This is a genomic window from Streptomyces sp. NBC_00820 (assembly GCF_036347055.1).
GTDB lineage: Bacteria > Actinomycetota > Actinomycetes > Streptomycetales > Streptomycetaceae > Streptomyces.
The window spans coordinates 7,936,186-7,961,978 of sequence record NZ_CP108882.1 but is presented as its reverse complement, the minus strand read 5'-3'; the positions used below and the strand labels follow the sequence as shown (position 1 = coordinate 7,961,978).

Genomic DNA, 25,793 nt, shown 5'->3' with positions numbered 1-25,793 from the left:
CTTCTTGAGGTTGTTGATCTGCACCGCCATGTCCTCCATGGCGCCCATGCACGGCGCAAGCCCCATCGGGTCGGACATGGTCGCCGGGTTGTCCACGTAACCGGCGGGGTTGGGTGCGGGATCGAGTCCGAGCGGGTCCGGGGTGATGTAGCGGCCCGGCTCGGGGTCGTAGTGGCGGAAGTGGTTGTAGTGGAGCCTGGTCTCGGGGTCCGCGTACTGGCCCGGAAACCGCAGCGGGATGTAGGCGGTCGCGTCGCGGTTCCAGGCGGTGGCGCCCCACTGGCCGGCCAGGCTGCGCCAGGCGACGTTGCCGCTCTCGTCGACGAGTTCGGTCGGGGTGCCGATCAGGTCGGTGACGATCGCGAAGAAGCGGGAGTCGGTGTCCTGCCCGGCGCCGGCCGTCTGCCGGGTCTCGGCCTGGGCCAAGGGCCGCATCCCGTCGTATTCCCAGGTCAACGTGGTCCGGGTGACGCTGTCGGTCTGCTCCGAGAGGCGGCCGCCGTCCCACGAGAAGACCGTCTCCTCGACGACTGTCCCGTCCGGTGCGTGACGACGCTTGGCGGTACGGCGCGCGAACGCGTCGTAGCTGTAGGTCCACAGCACGCCGTCCGGGGTAGTGCAGGATGTGAGACGGTCCTCCGCGTCCCAGGTGTAGCGCCATATGTCGGGCTTGTGGGACAGGCGCTTGCGGCGGCGCTCGGTGACGCGGCCGGCCGCGTCGTACGTGTAGTGCAGCGAGCCGGCGGAGCGCAGTCGTGTTCCGTCGTAGTCGCGGGGGCCGCGCGCGTCCGGATGCGGTGCCCGGTCGGGCCAGAGGGCCTCCGTCTGGTTGCCCTCGGTGTCGTAGAGATAGCGCTCGCTCCAGTCACGGGCGTCGACGCCGGTGGGGCGGCCGTCGGGATCGAGGCTGAACGATGCCGTGTCACCTGTGAGTTGGTCGGTGACGGCGAGCAGGTGTCGGTCAGGGCGGTAGGAATAAGACTGGGCACGCAGCGTGCGCCCCCGGACTCCGAGGTTCTGCTCGCTGACGCGGCCGGAGGAGTCCCAGGAGGTGGCGAGGGTGACCGCCCGGTCGGGCGGGCCGAAGGTGCGAGTGAGCTCCTGGCCGAGGACGTCGTGGGTGAAGCTCAGCGGACGGCCCGCGAGCCGCATGTGCGTGCGGTTGCCGGCCGCGTCGTACTCCTGGGTGGTGACCGTTCCGCCGGGCGTCGTGCGGCCGGTGCGGCGGCCCACGGCGTCTTACGCGTAGCGATGGGTACGCCCGTCGACCGTCTCGGCGGTGACTCGGCCCTGCGAGTCCCATTCCAGCTCCAGTGATCCCTGAGGGGACACGGCGCTCAGGAGCCTGCCCGTCGGGTCGTGGGTGAACGAGGTGACGGTGCCGTCGACGTCCTTGGCGACAAGGTGGCCGCGGGAGTCGTAATGCTGGGTGACGGTCTGTCCCAGCGGATTGCTGCGTGCGATTGTCCGACGGCTCGTGTCGTGGGTGTAGACAAGGGTTCGGCCGTCGAAGTCGGTCTCGCGGACCACCTGGCCGGCCGCGTCGTGGGCGTAGGTCCAGGACTGCCCGGCGGTGTTTCGGACCTCGGTGAGGCGCATCTCGGTGTCGTAGGCGAATTCGTACCGTGCGCCACCGGGCAGTGTCCGGGCCGCGAGCAGACCGAAGTGCGTGTATGTGCATTGAGTGACGCCGCCGTTGGCGTTGGTCTCGCTGAGGCGGTTGCCCTCGCCGTCGTACGTCCAGGTCTGTTCGGCGCCGTCGGGTTCCGTCCGGCGGACGAGCCGGCACTCGGTGTTCCATTCCAGGCGGGTCACGGCACCGAGCGGATCGGTGATCGAGGTCGGGCGGCGGAACGCGTCGCGGGTGATGGTCCAGACGTGGCCGAGGGCGTCGGTGCGTGTCATCGGCAGCCCCGCCGTGTCGGGCTGGAACGTCTCCGTGGAGCCAAGGCCATCGATGATCGCGGTGATGCCGCCACGCTCGTCGTGCGAGTAGCGGGTGACCGTGCCGTCGGGTGCGATCAGTTCTTCGTGGTTGCCGGCCCGGTCGTACGCGCACCGCCACACGGCCCCGTCCGCCGCGGTCATGACGACCGGCATGCCCCACTCGTCGTATTCGGCGGTGGTGACGGCGCCATCGGCTTCCCGGACGGCCGTGAGATTGCCGTGCTCGTCCCAGGTCCATTCCGTGGTGGCGCCCGCCGCGTCGGTGCGGCTCAGGAGCCGGTCGTAGCGGTCCCATCGCTGGGTGACGGTGTCTCCGAGCGGATCGGTGACGGCGACGATCTGACCGCGCCAGTTGGCGCGATAGACGGTGGAGTGGCCGAGGGAATCGGTGTAGGTGACGGTCGTCGCGCCGTCGGCGTCCGCCTCGCCGTAGTCGATCCGGGAGTCGAGGATGCCGTCGCTGCCGCGAGTGGCGACGACGTGTGGACGCTCACGCAATTCCCCAGCCAGAAGTTCACGACCTTCCCCATGGGGATCCCGGAGTCCGTATCGTGGGCGCTACCGATTAGAGGTGGAACACCGACGTCCGCTATCGCCTTCTGCCTCGGCCAAGCGGGCTGGTAGAACCCCGTCATCATGCATCGGTTCACCGCCCGTCCCGCAGCAACGGGATCAGCCTGCTCGGTGGCCGAGCGCTGGTGGGCCGGGGCCGTCAGAACCACCCCCGCGGTCGACAACTCCGGTTGATCACAGGTTTCTTCCACTCTCATGCACGGCCAGCTCTTCGGGCGTGCCGTTGAACGCGGGGCCGCAGTTGGACGGCAGTCGCTCCACGACCATCGCGATCGCCTCCTGGGCTGTATCAGCTCTCCCGATCTTCTGGGTCCGCGAAGGTCCCTCAACGTAGTACGGCCCGGCGTGGCCCGGGCCGGCTGCTGTCGGGCCGATGTAGGGCACGTCCCATGTCCAACGCTGCTCAGTGCAGCGACTGAAGTGCAGCTCCCACATCCCAACCCAGGGGAAGAGCTGCCGTAGCCGTGGCTCGGCGTACGCCGCCGCAACCAACTCAGCACTCGCCCGGTCGGAGTCGAGCAGCTCCTGCCATGCCGCTTCCACCTTGTCTGTGCCTGAAGCGTCCGTCGTCATGCTCGAATTCTCCACTGCGGCCAGGTTGGGTGGGCGCGGTGAGGCCGGGAGCGCTATGCCGCACGAGCGAATATCCGGGCTATCAGAAGACCGTCATCGAAGCTCCGACCGAGGGGGTCGTCCCGGTCTGCAAAGTTCTCGCCCAAGCGCTCGCCTCCAGACGTGCGGACAGGGGTGGGGAATTACGTGAAGCCGAAGATGAGACCCGTGGGGAATTACTTGACCGTCGACACGACGCGGCCCCGGTCGTCGTAGTCGTATGCGAATGCGGTGCCGTGGGAGTCCCGCCAGCCGGTGACGCGGTGCGCGGCGTCGTAGGTGAGATGCAGCGGGGCGTCCAGTCCATTGCGTACCTCGACCAGGTCGGCCACGTCGTCGTAGCCGAAGTCCCGCAGACGCAGCGGACCGTCGTCGGTCAGCAGGTGCAGCGCGGTGACACGACGGTGGCCGGGCGCGGCGTCGACCCGGACTCGGTAGCCGCCGGTGTGGGTGACGGCGGTGGGGGTGTCGTCCTCGGCACGTTCGATGGTGAGGGTGTTGTGATTGCGGTCCTCAATGCTGGTGAGCCACCACACATCGCCTCCTGCGGGGGACCGCTCGAAGAGGCGCGTGAGGCCGGTGTGCGGTTCCCGCACGGCCAGGATGTATGTCGCGCCGTCCGTGACGTATGTCAGCGGTACGCGCTCCCCTTCGGCCGGCTGCACCTGGTCACCGACGAGGTCGGGCAGACGGGGGTAGACGAGCATCGAGCCATCTTCGCGGTACCACCGCACGCCTTGCGACGAGCCGCTCCTGTCCTCGAGGCGTTCGTCGAGAGTGGAGCACCAGGACGGCCCGAAGAAGCGTCCGCTTCCGTAACCGGTCAGATGGGTGCGGCGCAGGGTGAGCGGCAGGACGCCGGCCAGGTCGACATCGGTCTGGGCCAGCACCATCTGGCCACTGGCCATGTCGACCGGGTCGCCGCACAGCTGCTTGGTGTTCATGGCCCGGGCCTGCTTGGACAGATTCCCGGAGTCCGTCCCAAGGCCGTCTTCTGCCCCCGGTACTCGGTGCCGGTGCTCTCCCCTCCTGCCGGCCCTGGCGAGGTCGATCCCGTCGAGTTCGCTGCGGACGTGCAGATCGACGCCCTTGTGCAACCGGGAAGTGGCTTTCACCCGGTCCGGAAGGGTCTCGGTGACATGCTTGGCAACTTTCGCGAGGGCCTTCTCGGAACCGCGCAGTGCTCCCTCGAGTACCGAATCGAAAGCCTGGGTGAAAGGGTCCCTGCCCTTGCTTCGGCCGAAGGCGCTCCGCGCACGTCCGAGTGGGGAGGAGCTGGCCAGGTGCAGTTCGCTGCCGTGCGCGGAGACCTTGCCTGCCCCACTCTCGAACTCCTCGTGGTCGATGAAGAGGTCGACGCCCCCTGACCCCTCACCCGAGGATGCGGGCATCAGGCCGCCCGCATCGCCTGCGGAGGCCAGTTTCATGCCACCGTGTCCGTGGCCGCCGTGTCCGCCCGGGTCCGGGGGCAGGGAGAATGCACTCTCCGCCAGGTTCAGGACCACGTCCTCGACCATCGCCTCCAGCTTGGCATTGACCGGCGCGGTGACCCGGGCTATCAGCTCGTCCACAATCTGGTCCACGGCCTCGTCGATGATGCGCTTCACCATCTGCCGCATCGCCGTGACCTCGGCGGCTCCGATCAGAGCCGACAAGCCGCCGGTGGCGACGGCCAGCCCGGCCGAGACACCCACCGAGCCCGCCATGACAGCGAGTTCGGCCTCAGCCTTGGTCTTCATCCCGAAGATGATGTCCGCGACCACATCGCAGGCTTCGGCGAACAGTCGTGCCAGCTCCGGGATCTTGTCCAAGTGCCCCGTCTTGACCTTGGACCAGTGGGACTGCATCGCCCCCACGGCCCAGCCCCGCGATGAGGCGAGAATGCGCTCGACCGCCTTGTGGGCGTCGGCCCCGTGCCCCTCGAACTTGTCGGCGAAGTCCCGCATGGCGTCGGCCATCTCGCGGTAGTCGTCCTCGTCGACGTTCGGAAAGTTGATTCCTATGAAGTCCAGGACCTGATCCAGCCAGCCCGGCAGCGTATAGCCCATCCCCGTCAACACCCTTCCCTGTCGCACCCGCGAACGCATGGTAGTCAGAACGAGTGACAGGTAGTCATGCACATACGCTTGTAGTTCCACTGCCTACAACGACGGAGGAGCCCGCGTACGGAGGTGCGCGCCCGCGGTACCGGCGCCCAGCGCCCGATGGAGAACGGTTGCTTCGGGAAAGCGGTCGCGACGGGGTGCAGCGCGTCGACGGACAGGGCAAGGCGGCCGACGTGGAGCGGGCGGTCGACGTGCCGGCCGAGGCGGCCGAGGGCGACTCCGCACGACCTGCAGACCTACACCGAAGAACAACTCGGCACGCTGGAAGACGTCTTGATCATCGATGACACCGGATTCATCAAGAAGGGCACCATCTCGGCCGGTGTCCAGCGCCAGCACTCCGGCACTGCGGACAGGACCGAGAACTCAACTGTGGGAGTCCTCTGGGATTCCGTCCCCAGCATCCGGCACGAGCGTGGGAGGCGGTGTGCGTGTGGTGGGAGACGGCCGTGACCGGGTGGGTGGTCTGCGGCGCCGGGGCGGCGAACGCGGGCGTCGGCATCAGCGTCACAGCGGCAGCCGCGGCACCGGTGGCGGCAAGGCCGGTCAGGGTGAGGTTACGCAGGCGGGCAGTACGGCGGGCAGCAAAGATCGCAGTCAAAAGGCGTCACCATCTGCGCGGCGGTGAGCCGGACGACCGGGACGGGCAGTTCGGTGTGGCCCGGGGCGTCCTCCTCGGCGATCACCAGGTCCAGGCGGGCGTCGGCGGCCATGGCGGCGTTGCGGGTGGGCAGGTGGGCGGGAAGGCTGGGTTGAGCGGGACGACCGTGGCACCGAGCCGCTGGGCGGCGAGGTAACCGGCGTAGGCGGCGGTGCTCCGGGCCGCCAGCAGGCCCACCCGGACCGGGACGCCGCCGCGTCCGGCGACCGGCTCACCCGCCGGCCGGCGAGCAGTGGCGTCGAGTTCGGCGTAGGTCAGGTGATCCCCGGCGACTTCGAGGGTGGTCTCCGTCGCCGTGCTCGGCGACGGAGACGGCGAACCAGTCGTACATGATCCTGGTGGCATTTATGAGGCCCGGCCCTCTGCCGTGACGCGTCGCATGACTGCGGAACGGCTCGCAGCCTCGCAACAGGGAGATGAAAATATCCGTCGAGGCATTGTGAGGAATGGTATTTACCTTCGGCCGAAACGCGTCAAGGGTGCCGTCGTCCGTTCTCGTCGAACCATAGAGGTTCCGAATCCCCTATTTGTCGTCGACGGCCCTGCACGGGGAACATCGCTTTATGACATGTGCTGTTTTGCAGAGTAGCGGCGGGCCTTGTTGCGATTGCCGCAGACGCGCATGGAGCACCAGCGGCGGCTGCGATTCTTGGAGACGTCCCAGAAAACCCACGCGCAGGCGTGTTCGGCGCAGCGCTTGAGGCGGGCGGACTCGCCAGTGACGAGCAGCTCGCTCCAGGCGATCGCGAGGGCGGCCAGGGCCTTTCTCACCGGTGACAGGCCGGGGGTCGGGGTCAGGGCGGCGGCGCGGGTGCCAGCGCGGACCGTGATGAGCACCGGCAGCTCACTCAGGGCCGCGTCAGCTCCGACGAGGAGCTCCGCGTCGGAGCTGTAGCCGACGTTGGCCCCCAACTCCTCCCTGATGCCGGTGCGCAGGCGCAGGCACAGAGCGTGGTCCTCGGCGCCGATCCGGCGGGTCTGGTCGAGGAGTCCGCGCTCGGCGAGCCAGGCGGAGAGCTTGCCAGGCGTGTCCAGCTCGTCGGTGCCGAGCTCCACGTCGACGGTGTTGGCGAAGGCCTCAATCAGCTGGGCCGAAGCCGGGGCATCGAGCATGGGCGCCTCCTCGCATAGGGGTTCCAGCGTACACCCAACTAACCGGCTAACGCCTTTATCGGGTAGCGGACGTGGCCCGGCCATGCCAAACTTGCGCCCTCAGCACTCACCAGCAAAGCTGTTAGATGGTTAGGAAAGACCGATGAGTGACCAAGCCCTCGAGGCCGCCGGGGCGCCGATGGCCCTCGCAGAACACGCCACGGAGCACATATCCGGGCGCACCTTGGACCTCGACGCGCAGCACGGCACCCGCAACACCGTCACCCTCCTAGTCTTCACCGCGGTCACCAACCTCGCGGACGGCGTCACCAAGATGGCCCTTCCGATGCTGGCCACCCGCGCCTCGGGCTCCCCGGCCCACGTCTCCGCGGTGTCCCTCTCCCTGTCCCTGCCCTGGCTCCTGGTGGCCCTGCACGTCGGCGCCCTGGTCGACCGCGCCGACCGGCGGCGCCTGCTGTGGGCGGCGAACGCGCTGCGACTGCTCTCGCTCGGCGCGCTCCTCCAGGCCGCGGCCGGCGGCGAGCTCACCATCCCCATGCTGTGTGCCGTCGGCGCCGTGCTCGGGATCGCCGAGGTCATCGCCCTGACCTCGGCATCGGCCCTGATCCCGGCGTTGATCCCGGCACAGGGCCGGGAGCGCGCGAACGCGTGGATCGCCGGGGCCGAGACGGTCTGCAACGAGTTCTGCGGCCCCTTCGTCGGCGGGCTGCTACTCGCGGCCGGCACCGGCTTCACGCTCGGCGTGACCTGGGTGTCGTACCTGGCCGCCGCGCTCGTCCTGCTGTTGCTCGCCGGACGGTTCCGGGCCGCCCGGAACGCCGGTGCCCCGCAGGCCCGCGACAGCGTCAACCGGCAGATCGCCGGCGGACTGCGCCACCTGTGGCGCAACACCCTGCTGCGCACCATGTCCCTGATCCTGACCGTGCTGTGCGCGTGCTGGGGAGCCTGGCTCGCGCTCATGCCGCTGTTCGCCACCACCGTGATGCGGCTCAGCCCCCGCGAGTACGGCGCGGTGCTGAGCGCCCTCGGCATCGGCGGCCTGGCCGGCGCTCTTGCCGTGACCTGGGTGAACCGGTTCTTCGGACGCCGCTGGGTGATGTTCGCCGACCTGGCCGGCACGTTCGCGATGATGGCCGTGCCCACGCTGACCACCAGCCTGTGGGCGGTCGCCGGCGCGGCCTTCGCGGGCGGGATGGGCGGCATCCTGTGGACGGTCAACGCCCGCACGATCGGCCAGCGCCTGGTGCCCGACGCGATGCTCGGCCGCTACAACTCCGTCTCCCGCCTGTTCAGTTGGGGTGCCATGCCCGTCGGCGCCGGAGTGATGGGCCTGCTCGCCGAGTGGCTCGGGCTGCGCCTGGCGTTCCTGGTCTTCGCCGCGTCCGTCGCGGTCACCGTCCTGCCCTTCCTGCGAGTCCTGACCCGCTCCGCGCTCGCCCAGGCGCTCGGCGAGGAACGCGGTTAACCCGCTCTTCCTGCCTTTCCGCGCCGCCCGATCGAATGACTCAATGACCCCATCATATTATTCGATTGGGTCATTGAGCATTTCTATTGCCCCTTCCGCGGACTACCGGTCATCAAGTCTTCTGATGACCTCCTCCGGCCATCCTTGACCCCTGTTCGCACATTCCTGAATCATCTGTGGCGTGCCAGGAAAAGGGACCGCGGCCCGAGGAGTCTGCAGAATGAACCGTACGGAGGACATGACCGGCGGCGCCATCGATTCGGGATCAGGAGGTACGTACGTACCTTTCCAGGAACATTGCCTGCTGGCCGAAGTCGGATTGGATTCCCTGTTCCGTCGTGCGGATCGCCAGTGATCTGATATCCAACCCGGACCAGAAAATCGATCCGGCGGCCCTCGCCACGGTCCGTACCGTCGCGGATCTGCGGCAGTGGCTGCGCGGTCTGCTCGCCCCATGGAGAGCCTGCGATGACCGTCGCGCCGCAGCTCGTCACCGTGCCGCTGACCGTCGCCCAGCAGGGTCTGCTCGTTGTCCACCGCACCGTTCCGGTCCCGCACCTCTACAACGTCCTGGCCGAGCTGGAACTGGACCCGGCACTCGCCCCCGAGGACCTGGGGTCGGCGCTCACCGCGGTCCAGCCGGCGCTGCGCCTCGCCGTACGCGAACGGCCCGCCCCGCACGCCGTCCCCGGCTCCATCCCGGTCACGGCCCCGCTCACCATCGCTGTCACGGACACCGCGCACTTCGACGCACGGCGCGCGCTGCTCGCCGAACTCGGTGACCACGCCTTCGACCTGGCGTGCTCCCCCTGCTGCGGGCCGTCCTGCTGCGCACCAGGAACCGCTCCGGCGCCACGCTCCTGCTGGTCGCGCACCACCTCGTCTTCAACGGCTGCTCGCTGCGCCAGTTCGTATGCGGCCCGACCCGTGCCGTACGCGGAGAGCTCGACGCCGAGCGCGTCGAGCAGGCCGCCGCCGAACTCCCAGCCTGGCTGCGCACGGTGCCTGCCACCGTGCTCAACCCCCGGCCGAACCGGCCCGCCGGCACCGCCTTCACCGGCGTACGGCGCGAGATCCGGCTGTCCGCGGAGCACTCCCGGGCCCTGGACGAGATGGGCTCCGCCCTCGACGTCAGCTCGTTCGTCCTCTTCTCCGCCGTCTACGCGGCGCTGCTCGCCCGGCACTCAGCCACCACGCCGGTGGTCTTCGGCAGCCCGGTGATGGCCCGCCGCACCCTGGGCTCGCTCGACCTGTGCGGCTACTTCGTCAACACGCTGCCGCTGATCATCGACATCTCCTGGGACCAATCCGTCGGCGCCTTCGTCTGCAAGACAGTGCAGGCCGAGGCGGACCGGGTGCGCTCACAGGCGGCGGTCTCCTTCGACCGCATCGTGCGCCACACCTCCCCGGACCGCAACCCCGTCTTCTCCTGCATGCTCGCCATGTAGGACGCGACCGGCGCCGAGCCCGGATCCGCCGTGCGCCCAGTACGCGAACACGGCAACGGCACCGCGAAGTTCGACCTCTGGCTGGGCGTCACCCCAGCACCCGACGGCTGGCGGCTGAAGCTGGAGCTGGGGCACGACCGCGAGCTGCTGCCCGAACCACTGGCCTCTGCACTGGCGGACTCGCTGACCGGCCTACTGCAGCGGGTCGTGGCACACCCTGGCGCGCTCCTGCGCGAGCTCTTCGAGAACGCCTCGGTCGCCGAGCCCTGGGCCCGCGACGGGTTCTGGCGCCGCCCGCCCCACCCGGACCTGCGCCGCTGGGTGCGCACCGCCTGGCCGAACGCCCCGGTGCCTCGATCGCCGTGGAGGAGAACGGCCGCGCCGTGACCTACGGCGAGCTGCGCGGTCTGGTCCGCTCGGCCGCGGCAAATCTGGCCCGGCGCGGTATCAGCCCCGGCACGGTCGTCGGCCTCACCACCGACACGCTCGCGGGCACGGTCGTGGCCGTCCTGGCCACGCGGCCCGCTTCACCGCGCACCGGCCGGCCCGGTGTGCTGGCGGGCGTGATGGCGGGCGTGCTGCTCGCCTCGCACGCCCTGTGCCTCGCCCCGGTGCCGCTGCTGAGCGGCGCGGCCGTGCTGCCGCTGCTGGTGTTGTGGGGCACGGCCGGCTGGGCATTCGTGGTGCCGCAGCAGCACTGGTTGCTGGGCCTGAGGCCGTCCGGTGGCGCGGCCGTCCTGGCGCTGAACAGCTCCGCCACCTACCTCGGCGGCTCGGTCGGCGCCGCCCTCGGCGGGACCGCGCTGTCCGCCGGGATCCCACCGCACCAACTACCGCTGGCGGCCGCGGCCGTGGCCGCTGTGGCCTGCACGCTGCATCTGCTCGGGCACCGCAGCGCGGCCCACCTGGACCCGGACGGACGACCGGATCCGGGATCGGAGCGAAGCGGAGACTCTCATGAAGTTCGGCGCTGACCTGCCCAACTACGGTCCGGCCGCCACCTCTTCGAGCACGCTGGACTGGGCCCGGCGGATGGAGGAGCTGGGCTACCTCCAGCTGATGGTGTCCGACCACATGGCGCGCACGCCCGAGGTGCCGCTGCAAGTGGCCCGGCAGGTCGCAAACATCGACCAGCTCAGCGGCGGCCGGTTCGTCTTCGGGGCCGCCGCGGGCCGGGCGCCGGGCGAGTTCGCCACCCTCGGGGTGCCCTACCAGCGCCGGGGCGCGCGCAGCAACGAGTATCTACGGGTGATGAAGGCGTTCTGGTCGCAGGATATCATCGCGCACAACGACGAGTTCGTCCGGTTCGGCCCCGTGCACACCGGGCCCCGGCCGGTGCAGCCCGCCGTGCCCCCGGTCTGGATCGGCGGCACGGCGCGGGCGCCCTGCGCCGGGCCGTCCACTACGGCGACGCCTGGCATCCCACCTCCGTCAGCGCCGACTGGCTGGTGCACCTCGGGCTTCCCGCGCTGGCCGACACAGCCAAGCGGTTAGGGCAGCCGGCTCCCGCGCTCGCCCCGCGGATCAAGCTGCGGCTGACCTGCCGGCCGCAGCCCGCCGGGCGGGTGCTCGGCGCGGGCACCCTGGAGCAGATCCACGACCACCTCGTCCTGCTCGACCGACTGGGCGCCGAGACAGTGATCCTCGACCCCACCTTCCCGGCCAGCGGCGCACACCCCGAGCGGGCGGCCGCCGACCTCGCCGCGTTCGAACGGCCGACCGAGGGGGTGATCGACCTGGAACACGGGAGACTGCACTGACGTTGCGGCTGACATGGCCATGGACAAGGGGGCTGCGGCGGCAAAGCCGTACGGCAGCGACATCGATCTGCGCAAACTGCGGGTGCTGGTGGAGCTGGACCGGCGGGGCACGGTCAGCGCGGTGGCGGCCGCGCTGCATCTGACCCCGTCGGCCGTCTCCCAGCAACTCGCCGGACTGGCCAAGGAGTTGGACGTAGCGTTGACCGAGCCGGTGGGGCGGCGGCTGCGGCTGACCGGGGCGGCGAAGGTGGTACTGCGGCACGCGGAGGAGATCTTCGAGAGCATCGAGCGGCTGCACCGGGCGCTCGCCGAGCACCGCGGCGGCGAACACGGCGAGGTGTCCGTGTCCGGTTTTGGCACCACTCTCGCGCCGCTGATCCTGCCGGCCGCCGGCATCCTCAAGCGGCGGCTGCCCGGGCTGCGCACGACGCTCGCGGAGGTCGACCCGCCGGTCAGCTTCGAGCTGCTGGAGCTGGGGCGCACGGACGTGGTCATCGCCGTCGAGTCGCCGACCGCGCCCGTGCTCGACCGCCGTTTCGACAAACGGCCCCTGATGACCGAGGTGTTCGACGTGGCGCTGCCCGCGGAGCACCCGCTGGCCGACGCGCCCTCGCTGGCCCTCGGCGACCTGGCCGAGGAGGCGTGGATCTTCGCCACGGTCGGCATGTGCCAGGAGATCCCGCTCGCGGCCTGCGCCGCGGCCGGCTTCACCCCGCGAGCCACGCATGTCATCGGCGACTGGGACGCCACCTTCGCCGCCGTTCGCCAGGGGCTGGGCATCTGCCTGGTGCCCCGGCTGGCCCGCCGCTCGTCCCAGCCCGGCGTCGCGGTGCGGCGGTTCGACGAGGCGCCCTGGCGCCGGGTGTTCGCCGCAGTGCGGTCGGGCAGCACGCAGACGCCGCAGATCGAGGCGGTGCTGGACGCGCTGAGCGAGGCGGCCGGAGTAGCGGAGTCTAAGATGAATGGCGCATCTCAGTCATAGATTCGAAGGACATCAACAACGCACGGTCGCTGTATCGAATATTTCAGGTGGCCTTCACGTTCATCGGAAATATCATTTGCTGGACGTTCGACGGTGGCGCGGGCGACGCTCTGGGTGCGGGTCGGAGAGTGGTTCCGCTTCCCGCCTCTCCCCCGTTCACCTCCCGTCTTTATCCGTCGAATGTGAGGGTCCACCATGAAATCGGGCGCGCTGCTGCGACTGTCCGGCCTGAGCCTGCTGTGGGGTTCGGTCTTCCTCTGGATCAAGATCTCCGGGTACGGTTTCTCGCCCGTGGAAATGGTGTTCGTGCGGCTCGTGCTCGGCGCCGCCGTCCTGATGGCCATCGGCCTGTCCAAGGGGCAGCGCCCACCCCGCGACAAGAAGCTCCTCGGGCACATGGCCGTGGCCGCGCTGCTCGGCAACGCCGTCCCGTGGCTGCTGTTCGCCCAGGGTGAGGTGCACGGCTCCAGCAACATCGCCGGCATCATCAGCGGCACCGGCCCGGTCTGGACGCTCGGCGCGGCCGTCGTGCTCGGCTCCGAGAAGCGGCTGGGCGGCGCACGGATCATGGGCATGATCGTCGGTCTGCTCGGCGTCGTGCTCGTCGCCGCCCCCTGGAACTCCGGCACGCACGCCTCCACCGGCAGCATCGTCTGCTTCGTCCTCGGCGCTGTCAGCTTCGGCAGCAGCTTCGCCTACGTCGGCCGCTTCCTCGCCGGCCGCGGCATCCCCGTCGTCATGCTGGCGGGCGGGCAGTTGAGCATCGCCGCCGTACTCACCCTGATCGCCGTGCCGTTCCTCGGCCTGCAGCCCGTGCACTGGCGCACCGACTCCGTCGTCGCCCTGATCATCCTCGGCGTGGTGTGCACCGGCTTCGCCGTCCTGCTCAACACGGTCATCATCACCAAGGACGGCCCCGCTGCCGCCGCCACCGTCATCTACCTCATGACCGTGGTGTCCGTCGTCCTCGGCGCCGCCTTCCTCGGCGAGTCCCTCGGCTGGACCGTCCTGCTCGGCACCGCCGCGGTGCTCACCGCCACCGCGCTGCTGCGCCGCAATCCCGCCGAGAAGCCCCCCGCCACAGCGAACACCACCGCCCCCGCCCCGGCGAAGCGCGCCCCGGTCGCCGGCACCCGGTGACCGTTCCTGAGGATCGAGCTGAACCGCCCGCGCGAACACTCCCCGGGCGAACAGCTGACAACCCCCACCACCCCCCGGCCGGACAGGACCGGCGGCCCGGCGCCCGTGCCGACCGCCGACCGCCCCGCTGAGACCGGGTACCCCCCGTTCCTCCCTTCCCTCCTCCTCCGTGAACCGGCCCCATGCAGTGCACACGTCGAGGTGAATCCCATTCCGTATGTCGTCGCTAGTGAAGCGGCGCTACCGCTATCCCAGACGTAAACGGCTTGACCAGCGCAGAGCCATGTGCGGGATCCTGTTCGTGCTGTACACGGGTATCCGGTGGGAGTTCCTGCCGCAGGAGCTGGGCTTCGGCTCCGGGATGACCTGCTGGCGGCGACTGCGCGACTGGGAGGAGGCCGCGTGTGGCAGCAGTTGCACGAACTCCTGCTCGCCGAACTCCGAGCCGGCCACGCCTTGGACCTGTCCCGCGCCTCCGTCAACGGCTCCCACCTGCGGGCCCTGAAGGGCGGAGGCGCCACCGGGCCCTCGTCAGTGGACCGGGGCAAGACGGGCAGCAAGCACCACGTCATTGTCGACGTCCACGGCATACCCCTGACCGCCACCGTGACCGGTGGCAACTTCAACGACGTCACCCAGCTCCTGCCCCTGATCCACGCCGTACCGCCCATCCGCGGCAAGCGCGGACGACCCCGTCAGCGCCCCGACGTCCTCTACGCCGACCGCGGTTATGACCACAACTTCTACCGCCATCAGTCCGTGAGCTGGGCATCCGCCCGCTCATCGCCCGGGGCGGCACCGAGCACGGAAGCGGCCTGGGCAAGAACCGCTGGGTCGTCGAAGCGGCCTTCGCACTTCTGCGCTGGTTCCGCCGACTGCGTATCCGCTGGGAAATCCACGCCGACATCCACCAGGCCTTCTCACCCTCGGCTGCGCAATCATCTGCCGGCGACGCCTCAAAAAGCAGTGTTGATCCGATCCCTCAGCCCGAACCGCCGACCAGGGCCTCGCCGAGCGGGGTGCGCCGGTAGAGCACCGACCGTCCGGACCGGGCGCGGACGAGAAGCCCCGCGCCTCGCAGGATGGCGAGGTGGTCTCCTACCGCGCCCGGTGCCATGGCGAGGCTTCGGGCGAGGTGGCTGGTACTGGCCGGGGCGTCCAGCGCCACCAGCAGCCGAGCTCGGGCCCGGCCGACCAGAGCGGTCAGCGCGTCCGGTTGGGGGACGGCCTCCTGTTCGCCCCACAGGGCGGCGGTGCCGCGGGCAGGATAGACCAAGGTCCTGGGCCAGGGGTCTTCCAGGTGGGCGGCGACATTCCCGACGAAGACCGAAGGGATCAGCAGTAGCCCGTCGCCGGCGAGGCGGACTGTTCCGCCTCGGAAGAAGCCGATCTCGATACCGCCGGCGCGCCAGGCGATGCCCGGGTGCAGGCTCTCGACGGCCGTGGCCCATCCGTGTTCGCCGATCACACCCACCCGGTGCACGACATCGCGCTCACAAATCGTGCGCAGTTGCGGCCAGTCCGCGGCGAGCAGCTCGTGCCACGCCTGGTCCATCGCCTCGGCGATCCTGGAGACGGCGTCCGTCGAGTCCAGCACTGCGCGTACGCGGGGATCACGGGCGGACGGGCCGGTCGCGGTGGTGGCGAATTCGCGGCGGGCCGCTTCCAGCGGTGTGGCCCGGATCATGGCCAGGTCGTCTGCCCAGGTCTGGTTGAGGCCGCGCGGGGGCGGGGCGACGAAGTTCGGTCCGCCTTGCGGGGTTTGCAGGGCAAGGACGGCGTTCAGTTCGGTGTCGCGGCGAAGCCGTTCAAAGGTCGGCAGGAGCCGGGTGGCCCAGGCTCGCGGCAACGGCCGGTTCTGGCCGGCGAGCGAGCGCAGCAGTAGGCAGAGATCCATCGCGGGCGACAGTGCGAAGCGGCTGCGCAGCAGGTCCTCGACGGAGACTTCGAAGCGGAGCACCCTGCCATGCTACCGCTGGACATCCGTTCCGATTCGTCCAGCGACGAATCATTGGTGAGTGGAGTGGGCGCACGGCGAGGCTGGGCGTCATGACCCCAACCGCCGAACCCGCACAGGGCAACCACCGTGCCACCTACCGGGAGGTGCTGGCCGAGCCGCGATTCCGGCTGCTCTTCTCGACCCGCACCGTCGCGATCACTGCGGGCTCGCTGCGGATCACCACGTTCTCGGTGCTGGTCTTCGCGACCACCGGCTCCGCGCTGTTGAGCGCACTGGCCTTCGGCATCGGCTTTCTCCCGCAGTTGTTCGGCTCGCTGCTGCTGGGCTCACTGGCCGACCGACTGCCGCCCCGCACGCTCATCGCCGGCGGCTACGCCTTGGAGTGCGCCGCCGCCCTGCTGCTCGCCCTGGTGCGGATGCCGATCGCGGCAAGCCTCGGTGTCGTGGCGCTGGTCGCCCTCGCCACACCGGTGTTCGGCGGCGCGTCGAGTCGGCTGGTCGCGCAGTGGCTGAAGGGCGACGCCTATGTACTGGGCCGTTCACTGAACAACATCGCTTCCTCCGGCGCCCAATTGTTCGGTCTGGCGCTGGGAGGTGCGGCCGTCGCGGTACTCGGCCCGCACCGCGCGCTCGCGGTGAGCGCCGCCCTCTACCTCGGCTGCGCGCTCGCTGTCCGCATCCGGCTACCCCGGCTGCCGCTGGAAGAGTTCGGCGGCACACCCGGCAGCGCTCGGGGCGATGGCGGGGCCGTCCGGACAAGCCTGCACGGTGCCGGCCTGCTGCTGCGCGGACACACGGTGCGACGACTGATGCTGGCCCAGTGGCTACCGCCCGCGTTCGTAGCAGGCGCGGAAGGCCTGATCGTCGCCTACGCGGGAGGACGCCACTTCGCGCCCGGCTGGTACGCGGTGCTGATGGGCTGTCTGCCGGTCGGCATGCTCGTCGGTGACCTGCTGGTGGGTCGACTCCTACGGCCACCCACCCGGGAGCGACTGGTAGTCCCGTTGACCGCGCTGACGGGACTACCGCTGCTCGGCTTCGCTGCCGAGCCCGGAGTGGGCGTCTCGTCCTGTCTGCTGCTGCTCAGCGGCTTCGGATTCGCCTACCTTCTCGGCCTGCAACGGCCGTTCCTGGACGCCCTGCCGCAGGATGGCCAGGGCCAGGCCTTCGGTCTGCTCGGCTCCGGCAGCATGACGCTGCAGGGCGTCGGGCCGGCCTGCTTCGGCTCGGTGGCCGCAGGCATCGGAACAGGCGGCGCGATAGCCCTGGCGGGCGGCGCGGCGGCGCTTACCGCCGGCTGGATTGTCACCTGGCACGCGCCCACCTCCCCGGTCCCCGTCCCGAACTACTCAATGGGATCAGAGAACAGCACCGAACAGCATGCGTGTAGTTCTCCTGCACAGTAACCGTCGCAGGTCGGGCCGGCCGCGAGCCGTCATGCACCCCACCCCCACGTCTCTCTGACAGACCATCAGTCCTGGCAGCTCATTGTGTTAGGTCCTGTCTGGAGTCCGGATCATCACTGCGGTGCGATGCTGCGGAGCCAGAGCATCGCCCCGCACAGATGTAGTCCGGCCCCGTAGCTTTCCGGGGTCTTGTCGAAGCGGAACGCGATGCCGCGCCAGTTCCGCGGCCGGTTGATGCACCGCTCCACGGTGTTGCGCTCCTTGTACAGCTGCGCGTCGTGGCCGACCGGTCGACCTCCCTTTGAGCCGCGCTTCTTGCGGTTGGCGGCCTGGTCCACCTTCTCCGGTATCACCGCGCGGATCCCGCGTCGCCGCAGGTAGCGGCGGTTACGGCGGGAGGAGTACGCCTTGTCGCCGGCCACCGCGTCCGGCCGGGTCCGGGGACGCCCGATCGGCCCGTGCACCTTCACTCGCTCCAGGACCGGAACGAACTGCGGGCTGTCGCCGGCCTGTCCGGGCGTGAGGACGAACGCTAGCGGGCGGCAGCGCCGGTCGGCCGCAAGATGGATCTTGCTGGTCGGCCCGCCCCGGGAACGCCCCAGTTCAGCGGCCTTCAGGCGGGTCCGGTGCCGTCGGCGGAGGCTTCGCCGCGCGGCGCTCGGGTCATCCTCTGCCTGACCGTCCTGCGGCTCTTGTCCCTCCGCGGCACCCCCTTTTCGGACTCGAAGGCCGCTTCCAGGGCGGCCAGCTGGTCGGGGTCCAGGGCCATCCCGGCGGCGTGATGGTGAGCCCGGGCTGTCGCCGAGTCCACGCTGACCAGGCCCAGGTCCACCTGGCCACGCGCGGCAGCCTCGGCGATCAGCGCCTCCATCAGGCGTTGGAAGACCCCCTGCGTCGCCCATATCCGGAAGCGGTCATACGCGCTCTGCCAGGGCCCGAACTCATCCGGCAGGTCACGCCAGGGGCTACCCGTCCGGAACCGCCACATCACCGCGTCGAAGTGTTTACGCAGATCAGGGATGGGACCGACCGCAGCGATCGGGAGATGGGGCTCGATCAGTGCCCACTGGATGTCGGTGAGATCGCCTCGCGCCATGGCTGACGGCTTATCAAGAACCAACCTCATCGCGCAGGCGATCTACCGAACTCGTAATCCGGCCATCAGCCATCTCCTCGCGCTGCTGGCCGCGCTACCTGCCCCCACCAAGGCAGGAGAATGCTTCTGGCCGGACCTGAGGAGGTCTTCGGGCACCACGCCCTGCTACCCGTCAACAGCAAGGCTCCGGTGCTGCGTTCCCTGGCAGGAGAAGGAACCGACCTGGCCCGACAAATCCTCTCGGCCGTCGATGAGATGACCCCGCCCCAACGCGTCGGGTCGCGCCGACCCCGGATGCGCCTCAACAGATCAGGGCCGCGCAGCCATTGCTGCGCGGCCCTGATCCTGTGAACCACACAGGTCCTGTCGGCGCCCGGCACGAGAGCAGGTCCCCGTGTCCGGGTGAGCAGCACGGCCCACACGGGCGACGGCAGTCAGCGGACGCGGTGTGCGCGATCCCTCGGGCAGGGCTGCCAGGTCAGGCCAGGTTGATGTTCTCGGCCTGCGGGCCCTTCTGGCCCTGAGTGACGTCGAACGTCACGGCCTGGCCCTCCTGGAGCTCACGGAAGCCCGAGGAGTTGATCGCCGAGTAGTGGGCGAAGACATCCGGGCCGCCCCCGTCCTGGGCGATGAACCCGAAGCCCTTCTCCGCGTTGAACCACTTCACAGTTCCCGTAGCCATGTCTCATACCTTCCAGTCGATGAACGCCTCCCACTCCATGCGGAAGGCAGAGGTGATCGCCCTGGTCCCTGCGGCACAGCACAGCAAAACGCCCACACCAAAGGCGCGGGCAAAGGGGAACTCCGAACCACGACAGCTGACGCAGACGCTACACGCCCACACACCGCGTCACCATAGAAAGCGATCACGCCGCACACCGGGACGGTGCGTGCGGTGCCCGCCGATGCCGGCGGGCGTCATCTCAAACTGCAGCCGGTGGATTGGACGGTCCGGCGCTCCGGCGGTGTTCAGCGTTGATGCGCTGGGCTTCTTCGAGCTGGTCTTCGAGGATGACGATGCGACAGGCGGCCTCGATGGGGGTCCCGTGGTCGACGAGTTCCCGGGCGCGGGCCGCGATGCGCAGCTGGTAGCGGGAGTAGCGGCGATGGCCGCCCGCCGAGCGCAGGGGGGTGATCAGGCGGGCTTCGCCGATGGCACGCAGGAAGCCCTGGGTGGTGCCGAGCATCTCGGCGGCCCGGCCCATCGTGTAGGCGGGGTAGTCGTCGTCATCGAGACGGCCGAACGAGTCGTCTGCTGTCATTGCACCTCTCTGTGGAACGCGTGGAGGGGCCCCGGTGCCATTGGCACCAGGGCCCCGAAGGAACTGCTACACCATCTGCCGGCCCTGATACTGCGCCGACCTTCTGTTTCCGCAGACCCGACCAGAATGCTGTCCGGGGTGCGGGGATCGCGGTTGCTTGACCGGAGACCACCTCACTATCGATGTCCTGCGGTACCCGGGCCCAAAACTTCCGCCCGGGCGATCCTGATGGCGCGGGGCTCCTCCGTTCTTCCCTCTTGACCAACACTTACCAACGGGGACTGCGTACTGCTGGTGATGCGAACTGCCCAGTGGCCTGCGACAGCGCCACTCTTCGGCAGCCAGCCCCGTCGCCCATCCTGCATCTGCTCTGGCTTAGAACCCCACTGCCGAACCTCCCGGCACGCGCGTCCGCAGCCGACGCCTTCACCGAGGTGCTGCTTACTCCACTTCACTGCTGGGTACTGCGAACTGCACTTGCTGAACTGCTACTGCGGTACTGCCATGGCGGCCCCTGATCACTGCGGGCCACCCGGTCCGATCGTCAGTCCCGTCGCCGTCCTGCAACAACACTGGCTTCGAAACTCCACCACCGCACCGTCCTGCAAACTGCAACTGCGTGTACTACCGCCCGGCAGTTCGTGTCTGCCAGGCCCCGCGGTCTCTCTGGGGTACGAGAGAAACCATAACCACACCACCACCCAATGTCTACTCCAGCCGACATAGATTTTCGTACGCTAGTCAGAGAGATAGTCGACCTCGACCTCTTCGGCTTCTATCTGCTGGCAACCGGCGTCTTCGAGCTGGCCGGCGCCTTCGGCACCCACGTGCCCCGGCATCTTCGGGTGATGCATTTCCTCACAGGCTCGCTCTCCGTCCTGCTGGGGTTGATCTGCTTCCGAGGCGCCCTGGAGTCGATCCTGCTGCTCGCCCTGTGGATCGGCTTCAGCTGGCTGCTGCGCGGCACCATGGAGACGGCCGCGGCTGCCTCCGCCCAGGACATGCCGGCCCGAGGCTGGCATGTGGCTTTCGGGATCATCAGCGCTCTGGCCGGTATCGTGCTGATCGTCTCGCCGTTCGCCTCGATCGCGGCACTCACCCTGGTAGTGGGCATCATGGCCATAGTCCTGGGCCTGACCGAGGTGGTCCGCGCCGTCATGATGCGCGTCAAAATGGGCCGTCTTGCTCCGGCCCCCGCCGCCCAGCGGCGCCCCCTGTTCCACCGTCCGCACCCCCAGCACTGATCACCGGAGCCGGATCGGCCGGTGACCGGCGAACAGCGAAAAGCCGCACGGCCGCCCGGCGAGTCGGGCAATCTGTGGACCTGCCCGGTACAGCACGACGTTCGGCCATGATCTTCGAGGCTCGCGCGCTCCCGCATTGCCCGTTCTGTCTGGAACCTGCTGCGCGACTCGTCGCCAGCCAGGGCCGCGCCTGGACGGTGAAGCCGTCACCCTGCCGGCTCCCGTGCGGTGCCGGATCAGTCCCGGGACGCTACGGGTACGGCTGCGCGCTACCGACCGCTCTATGGCCCGAGTGGACCTTGCGGCTTTTCCCAAGTCGCCCCAGCGGCAAACCCGTTGCTCAACGCATCGACGAACTCCTCACCTTCGCCTACCTGTTTGCTGGCAACATCACCTCGATCCGCGCCGCGGTCCACCTGACCGGCACCACCGTCAGTAGCCACAACGTCCACGTTCCTCGCCGGCCTCACCCGCCACCAGGACGGCGCCGATGTCCTGTACACATTGATCCTGCTCGCCGACCACCTCGATGTGCACGGCGCCCCGATCGACTATGCACGCCGTCGTGCGCTGTTCGCCGCGCGCTCCCGCTTCATCGACGTGCAGACCTGGCTGGATCTGCAACGGCGGCTGCGATCCAACCCCAGCCTCGACGCCGTACACGCACAACGCTGGCTATTCCACACCCTGACCGGATCACCCGCGCACCTCGCCCACCCGGACATCGCGCCCGCCACCCCCGTTCAACGCCGGCAATACCAGCGCTTTCGCTGGCGGATCCTGCCCCCCGAGGCCGAACTGCTCCACCGCACCGCACAGAACCTCCTCGAGGAGCGCACCATCGACGAGCCCGTCCAATGGGCACCGCGGCTCCCCGCCCGCGCACTGCACGACCTCGTGCTCCCCGGGTCCGACACGGACAGCATCAGCGTCGCCCAGCTCCACCAGGCCGTTCCCGGCGGCGACTTCTCCAGCGCCCAGCTCGCGCACACCTTGAACACCACCACCGCCCACGTCACGTACCTGCTGTCGAAGCACCCCGTCGACTGGAGCCCACCACGGCTTCGGCGCACCCAGCACACCGCCCCCGCTTCGGGCAGTGGCGCATCTGGTACGAACACGACCGCCTATCGCTGCAAGCCATCGCCGATCGAGAGGATGCCAGCCCCGCCACCGTCCGCCTCGCACTGCTGAAGAACGGCACCGAGCTCCGCCCTGCCGGGTCTCAGCAGGGCCGCCAGCGAAGGAGGTGAGCTTTCCGGGAGCGGAGACAAGTGGGCCCTTCCGCGGGGCGTCGCCGAGGGCCGATCTCGCCAATTCGGGAAGGGGTTCCGAACCCACTCACAGCGGATTGTCCTTCCAGCGCGCAGAGGCTCCGCCCCGCTACTCGGGGGGTGGAGCCTCGCGGGCATTGCCGTAGGTCGGCCGGGTCGGTGGTTACAGCTGCTTCACGTACGTGTCCTGGTAGGCCGCCCTCCCTCCGAACACGTTGAGGCCGATGTGTCCGCTCGTGTACGTCGCATCCGTCACGTCGATGATCCGCTCGCCGTTGAGGAACACCTGGATGCGGTCGCCCTCGGTGAGGATGCGGACGGGGTAGGTCGTGCCGCGGCGGAGCAAGGCCGGGACGCGGGCGAGGGCGGCGCCGTCGTCGAAGAAGCCGTTGGCCTTGGCGACCAGGCGGATCACGCGTAGGTCGGGGTCGATGTTGAGGCAGTAGGCATCGGTGCCGTCGGAGGAGGCGCGCCAGAGGAGGGAGAGGGCGCCGCCCGTGTCCGGGTCGGGGCCGCCGAGCCGGACCAGGGTGGTGAGGTCCAAGTCCGTCGCCGTGTGGGACGAGATCGCGTTGGAGTCCTTGTCGAAGCTTCCGGCGCGGCCCGCGCTGTCCGTCGACCAGCGGCCCGCGGGGGTGATCGTCAAGTTGCCGAGGTCCGAGCGGAATTCACCGCCGGTCGGGGCGGCCAACAGCGGCTTCACTCGATCCACCAGGCGGAAGGTGCTGTCCAGCCTGTGCACCTTGAGCGACTCGATGTGTGCGGTGCCGCCTTTGGCGTAGAAGGCCATGCCGTCGGCGTCCGGGCCGGGGAAGATCAGGCTGGTCACGGCGGCCTGTCCGTCCCCGCCGAATGCCTCGACCGAGGACGAGTCAACGTACACGCGCAGGGTCACGCGGCCGTGGGTCGTCTTCATCGGCGCGGTCGTGCGGCCCGTGAAGTACTGCGTGAAGTCGCTCAGGCCCGATGCCGAGCGGTCCACGAACAGCTCCTGCGCCTCCGCGTGGTATCCGACCGTCGTGTGCTGGTCGTCGTCGGTCCGGAGCCGGAAGCCGACCTCCGTGGCGGTGCCAAGGGTGATCTCGGCCTCGATCTCGTAGGCGATACCCGTGACACGTGTGAGCGGATTCGCCGAGTCGGGGCCGACGGAGAGGTTCTTGCGGGTCGTGGCAGAGGAGCGCAGGGCGGTCAGCTCGCGGACCGGGCGCTGCACCAGGCGTACGCCGTCGGCGGTGTTCGTGAGTGTCAGTTCGCGGGGGGTGCTCAGCTGGCCGTTCCAGCCGCCGGTCGGGGCGCTGAAGGGGTAGTCCCAGTTGCTCATCCAGCCGAGCCAGACGCGGCGGTCGTCGGGCAGGCCGTAGAAGGACATGGCGGCGTAGTAGTCACGGCCGGAGTCGGCGCGCAGGACCGTGCCGGCCTTCTGGTCGGGAGTGAAACCGGTGCCGTTCCAGTCACCCGTGAAGTACTGGGCGGCCGAGCCGTTCGTGGCGCGTACGGCACCGGTGCTCAGGGTGAGGACCCACTTCACCTTGTCCTTGTCGCCGTCGACCGGCAGCGGGAAGAAGTCGGGGCACTCCCAGACGCCGGGCGTGGCCCAGTCGCCGTAGCCGAAGGAGCTGACCTGGGTCCAGGTGAGGAGGTCGGTGGAGGTGAAGAAGCGCATGTGGTCGCCGCCGGAGACGACCATCAGCCACTGGTCGTGAGCCTCGTCGCGGATGACCTTCGGGTCGCGCAAGGTCCAGCCGGCGTCAGGGCCGCCCGGGTTCTGCACGGCCGGGGTCGAGCCGCCGTGCAGCTGCCAGGAGCGGCCGTTGTCCTTGCTGTACGCGATGCGCACGCTGGCGTTCCCGCCCGGCTTGTCCGGGTGGTAGCTCGTGTAATAGGCGATCAGGCCCGAGCCGCCGTCGAAGAGACCGGAGGTGTCGTCGGCGTCCACGACCGCGCAGCCGGTCCAGCAGTGGCCATAGGCGTTCCAGGGCAGGGTGATCGGCAGGGGCTGCCAGTGGACGAGGTCGGTGCTGACCGCGTGCGCCCAGCGGCCCTCGTCCTGGTGGAAGAGGTGGTACTCGCCGTCGTAGTGCAGCAGGCCGCAGGGGTCGCTGGTGGAGCCGGTGAGCTGGGAGTAGTGGTACGTGGGGCGGTACGGCTTGGTGAAGTAGTAGGCGGTGCTGTGGACCTCGACGTTCTGGAAGTACGACGTCCCGTGCGCGGCGGCGGTGCCGAAGGTGGCGCCCTTGGTGCGGGACACGCGGGTCTTGAGCGCCCGTACGCCGTCCACGTACACCTCGATGGTTCTGCCCGTCGCGCGGGCCTCGACGCGGTACGTGCTTCCGGCCGTGATGCGCCGGACCGGGCCGGAGGCGGAGGCGAGGCGGGCGCTGGAGGAGCGGTCCAGCAGGACGACGGCGTTGCGGCCGGCTTCCAGGCGGGCTTCGTAGCCGCCGGAGCCGTTCGCGGACGCGCGCAGGACGAGGCCGGCCGAGGAGGAGCGGTCGCCGGGGGTGATGTCGGCTCTCGCCACCAGGTCGCCGTCGGTGGAGGGGGCCGTGCGCAGGCCGTTCTCGCCGCGGATGCCGCGCAGGTCGGGGGTCCAGGTGCCGGAGCGGGCCGTCCAGCCCTGGAGGCCGGTGGCGAGGTCGGCGGCGGCGATGTTCTCGAAGGACACCTCGCCGGCCGATGCCGAGACGGCGAGTCGGCCCTTGGTGTGGGTGGAGTCCTGGGCGGTGATGACGGGGCTGTAGCCGTCGGGAGAGAAGAAGTTGGTCTGCCAGTGCACGCGCAGTTCGTCGTGTTCGGCTTCGACGCGCAGGCGGTAGACCGTGTCGGCCTTGATGGTGGTCGCGTAGGTGCCGAGGGTGACGTTGCCGTCGATGCGGTAGAGCCTCAGCCTACCCTGGTCCGCGTCGACTTGGACGCCGTATCCGTGCGTGGCCGTGGCGTCGGTGCGCACCAGCAGTGAGGCGATGGCGGAGGCGTCGTGCAGGAGCAGGTCGGCCTGGAGCGCGGTGTCGTACGTCTGGGTCGTGGTGACGGCGCGGGCGGTGGCTCCCTGGGTTGGGGCCGCGCGCCAGCCCAGCGGACTCGCCGTCCAGGTGCCGCCGCTCGTGGTCCAGCCGGTGAGGTTGGTGGTGACTGAGGAGAGGGAGGGCGGGCCGAAGGTGACCTTGCCGCCCTGGGCGAGCAGGCCCACCGAGCCGGTGTCGTGGCGGTGGTCCTCGGTGTGGAGGAGCCGCTTGCCGTCGACATGTACCGTCAGCTCGGGTCCGTCGACTGCTACTTCGAGGTCATGGGGTCTTGCGGTCCGCGCTCCTGGAAGTGGAGCGGTGGCGAGTGTGTCGCCGCCGGCCAGGTCGTAGAGCCGTATGCGGGAGCGGTCGGGGTCGAGGGCGATCGCGTATCCGGTCGAGCCGTCGAGGGCGGCCCGGAACACCAACGCGCCTACGGAGGAAGAGGATTGGGGCGTTATGCGGGCCGCGTACGTGCCCTTGGCCGCGAGTTGCTGCTCGGACAGGGCGAGAGCGGGCCCGCGACGGCCGGCTGTCGCCTTCTGGCCGCCGTCGGAGGTGCGGGTCCAGGTGCCGGTGACGGGGATGGGGTCGGGAATCGGGGTGGCGGCGGGGGTCGCTCCGGCGGCGCTCGAGGCGGCGGCCTGTGCTGCGGGGAGGATGCCTCCGAGAGGCAGCAGGGTGGCGGCGGTTCCTCCGGCGAGCAGGAGGGTACGGCGGGACACGCTCATGGCGGCTCC

22 protein-coding genes and 4 pseudogenes are annotated in these 25,793 nt (G+C 69.6%); 14 read left to right on the top strand and 12 right to left on the bottom strand.

Annotation, left to right across the window (positions count from 1 at the left end; genetic code table 11):
* Window positions 1-48: 48 nt before the first annotated feature.
* The 4 genes and pseudogenes from OIB37_RS36410 to OIB37_RS35620 form a co-directional block, all read right to left on the bottom strand.
* Window positions 49-993: pseudogene (locus tag OIB37_RS36410) on the bottom strand (RHS repeat-associated core domain-containing protein); the annotation flags it as partial.
* A gap of 246 nt (window positions 994-1,239) precedes the next feature.
* A complete protein-coding gene (locus tag OIB37_RS35630) occupies window positions 1,240-2,445 on the bottom strand; it encodes a hypothetical protein (RefSeq protein WP_330461718.1) in 1,206 nt (401 codons plus the stop codon).
* Window positions 2,446-2,694: 249 nt separating this feature from the next.
* Window positions 2,695-3,093 (bottom strand): DUF6193 family natural product biosynthesis protein, encoded by a 399-nt coding sequence (locus tag OIB37_RS35625; protein WP_330461717.1) that lies wholly within the window; start codon window positions 3,091-3,093, stop codon window positions 2,695-2,697.
* A gap of 215 nt (window positions 3,094-3,308) precedes the next feature.
* Window positions 3,309-5,180 (bottom strand): RHS repeat domain-containing protein, encoded by a 1,872-nt coding sequence (locus tag OIB37_RS35620; protein ID WP_330461716.1) that lies wholly within the window; start codon window positions 5,178-5,180, stop codon window positions 3,309-3,311.
* Window positions 5,181-5,462: 282 nt separating this feature from the next.
* Here OIB37_RS35620 and OIB37_RS35615 point away from each other — a divergent pair.
* Window positions 5,463-5,618 (top strand): annotated as a pseudogene (locus tag OIB37_RS35615) (transposase); the annotation flags it as partial.
* Window positions 5,619-5,794: 176 nt separating this feature from the next.
* Here OIB37_RS35615 and OIB37_RS35610 read toward each other — a convergent pair.
* The 3 genes from OIB37_RS35610 to OIB37_RS35600 all read right to left on the bottom strand — a co-directional run bounded on the left by OIB37_RS35610 (window position 5,795) and on the right by OIB37_RS35600 (window position 7,011).
* Window positions 5,795-5,950 carry a hypothetical protein gene (locus OIB37_RS35610; RefSeq protein ID WP_330461715.1) on the bottom strand — a complete coding sequence of 52 codons (156 nt, stop codon included), beginning with the start codon at window positions 5,948-5,950 and terminating at the stop codon, window positions 5,795-5,797.
* Window positions 5,920-6,243: an AMP-binding protein gene (locus tag OIB37_RS35605; protein WP_330461714.1), complete on the bottom strand. Its 324-nt coding sequence runs from the start codon at window positions 6,241-6,243 to the stop codon at window positions 5,920-5,922. The genes OIB37_RS35610 and OIB37_RS35605 overlap by 31 nt, the downstream gene beginning before the upstream one ends.
* A gap of 216 nt (window positions 6,244-6,459) precedes the next feature.
* A complete protein-coding gene (locus OIB37_RS35600; protein ID WP_330461713.1) occupies window positions 6,460-7,011 on the bottom strand; it encodes a CGNR zinc finger domain-containing protein in 552 nt (183 codons plus the stop codon).
* Window positions 7,012-7,153: 142 nt separating this feature from the next.
* Between OIB37_RS35600 and OIB37_RS35595 the strand changes: the two genes are divergently transcribed.
* The 10 genes and pseudogenes from OIB37_RS35595 to OIB37_RS35550 form a co-directional block, all read left to right on the top strand.
* Window positions 7,154-8,476, top strand: coding sequence for an MFS transporter (locus tag OIB37_RS35595; protein ID WP_330461712.1), 1,323 nt, complete (start codon window positions 7,154-7,156; stop codon window positions 8,474-8,476).
* Between the two features lie 220 nt (window positions 8,477-8,696).
* A complete protein-coding gene (locus OIB37_RS35590; protein ID WP_330461711.1) occupies window positions 8,697-8,831 on the top strand; it encodes a hypothetical protein in 135 nt (44 codons plus the stop codon).
* A 445-nt stretch (window positions 8,832-9,276) separates the two neighbouring features.
* The gene (locus OIB37_RS35585; protein WP_330461710.1) at window positions 9,277-9,924 is read left to right on the top strand and encodes a condensation domain-containing protein; all 648 of its coding nucleotides are present in this window, start codon (window positions 9,277-9,279) and stop codon (window positions 9,922-9,924) included.
* A gap of 30 nt (window positions 9,925-9,954) precedes the next feature.
* Window positions 9,955-10,311 (top strand): hypothetical protein, encoded by a 357-nt coding sequence (locus tag OIB37_RS35580; protein ID WP_330461709.1) that lies wholly within the window; start codon window positions 9,955-9,957, stop codon window positions 10,309-10,311.
* The gene (locus OIB37_RS35575; protein ID WP_330461708.1) at window positions 10,308-10,898 is read left to right on the top strand and encodes a hypothetical protein; all 591 of its coding nucleotides are present in this window, start codon (window positions 10,308-10,310) and stop codon (window positions 10,896-10,898) included. The genes OIB37_RS35580 and OIB37_RS35575 overlap by 4 nt, the downstream gene beginning before the upstream one ends.
* Window positions 10,882-11,418 (top strand): LLM class flavin-dependent oxidoreductase, encoded by a 537-nt coding sequence (locus tag OIB37_RS35570; protein WP_330461707.1) that lies wholly within the window; start codon window positions 10,882-10,884, stop codon window positions 11,416-11,418. Before OIB37_RS35575 ends, OIB37_RS35570 begins: the two co-directional genes overlap by 17 nt.
* Complete coding sequence (locus OIB37_RS35565; RefSeq protein WP_330461706.1) at window positions 11,373-11,684, top strand: hypothetical protein; 312 nt, start codon at window positions 11,373-11,375, stop codon at window positions 11,682-11,684. Before OIB37_RS35570 ends, OIB37_RS35565 begins: the two co-directional genes overlap by 46 nt.
* A gap of 13 nt (window positions 11,685-11,697) precedes the next feature.
* Window positions 11,698-12,666 carry a LysR family transcriptional regulator gene (locus tag OIB37_RS35560; protein ID WP_330461705.1) on the top strand — a complete coding sequence of 323 codons (969 nt, stop codon included), beginning with the start codon at window positions 11,698-11,700 and terminating at the stop codon, window positions 12,664-12,666.
* A gap of 195 nt (window positions 12,667-12,861) precedes the next feature.
* On the top strand, window positions 12,862-13,806 hold the full coding sequence (locus OIB37_RS35555; RefSeq protein ID WP_330461704.1) for a DMT family transporter: 945 nt from the start codon (window positions 12,862-12,864) through the stop codon (window positions 13,804-13,806).
* Window positions 13,807-14,041: 235 nt separating this feature from the next.
* Window positions 14,042-14,779, top strand: a pseudogene (locus tag OIB37_RS35550) (IS5 family transposase); the annotation flags it as partial.
* A gap of 9 nt (window positions 14,780-14,788) precedes the next feature.
* Here OIB37_RS35550 and OIB37_RS35545 read toward each other — a convergent pair.
* Window positions 14,789-15,766, bottom strand: a complete 978-nt coding sequence (locus tag OIB37_RS35545) for an ArsR/SmtB family transcription factor (protein WP_330461703.1) — start codon at window positions 15,764-15,766, stop codon at window positions 14,789-14,791.
* Window positions 15,767-15,855: 89 nt separating this feature from the next.
* Here OIB37_RS35545 and OIB37_RS35540 point away from each other — a divergent pair, with 89 nt between their 5' ends.
* Window positions 15,856-17,172: an MFS transporter gene (locus tag OIB37_RS35540; RefSeq protein WP_330461702.1), complete on the top strand. Its 1,317-nt coding sequence runs from the start codon at window positions 15,856-15,858 to the stop codon at window positions 17,170-17,172.
* Between the two features lie 113 nt (window positions 17,173-17,285).
* Here OIB37_RS35540 and OIB37_RS35535 read toward each other — a convergent pair.
* The 3 genes and pseudogenes from OIB37_RS35535 to OIB37_RS35525 all read right to left on the bottom strand — a co-directional run bounded on the left by OIB37_RS35535 (window position 17,286) and on the right by OIB37_RS35525 (window position 19,530).
* Window positions 17,286-18,268 (bottom strand): annotated as a pseudogene (locus tag OIB37_RS35535) (IS5 family transposase).
* Window positions 18,269-18,746: 478 nt separating this feature from the next.
* Window positions 18,747-18,950 (bottom strand): cold-shock protein, encoded by a 204-nt coding sequence (locus tag OIB37_RS35530; protein WP_065965692.1) that lies wholly within the window; start codon window positions 18,948-18,950, stop codon window positions 18,747-18,749.
* 241 nt (window positions 18,951-19,191) lie between these two features.
* Window positions 19,192-19,530 (bottom strand): helix-turn-helix domain-containing protein, encoded by a 339-nt coding sequence (locus tag OIB37_RS35525; protein ID WP_330461701.1) that lies wholly within the window; start codon window positions 19,528-19,530, stop codon window positions 19,192-19,194.
* Window positions 19,531-20,234: 704 nt separating this feature from the next.
* Between OIB37_RS35525 and OIB37_RS35520 the strand changes: the two genes are divergently transcribed.
* Window positions 20,235-20,774, top strand: coding sequence for an HdeD family acid-resistance protein (locus tag OIB37_RS35520; RefSeq protein ID WP_330461700.1), 540 nt, complete (start codon window positions 20,235-20,237; stop codon window positions 20,772-20,774).
* Window positions 20,775-21,278: 504 nt separating this feature from the next.
* Complete coding sequence (locus OIB37_RS35515) at window positions 21,279-21,968, top strand: hypothetical protein (protein WP_330461699.1); 690 nt, start codon at window positions 21,279-21,281, stop codon at window positions 21,966-21,968.
* Between the two features lie 243 nt (window positions 21,969-22,211).
* Here OIB37_RS35515 and OIB37_RS35510 read toward each other — a convergent pair whose 3' ends face one another.
* Window positions 22,212-25,784, bottom strand: a complete 3,573-nt coding sequence (locus OIB37_RS35510) for a glycoside hydrolase family 32 protein (RefSeq protein ID WP_330461698.1) — start codon at window positions 25,782-25,784, stop codon at window positions 22,212-22,214.
* Between the last annotated feature and the right edge of the window lie 9 nt (window positions 25,785-25,793).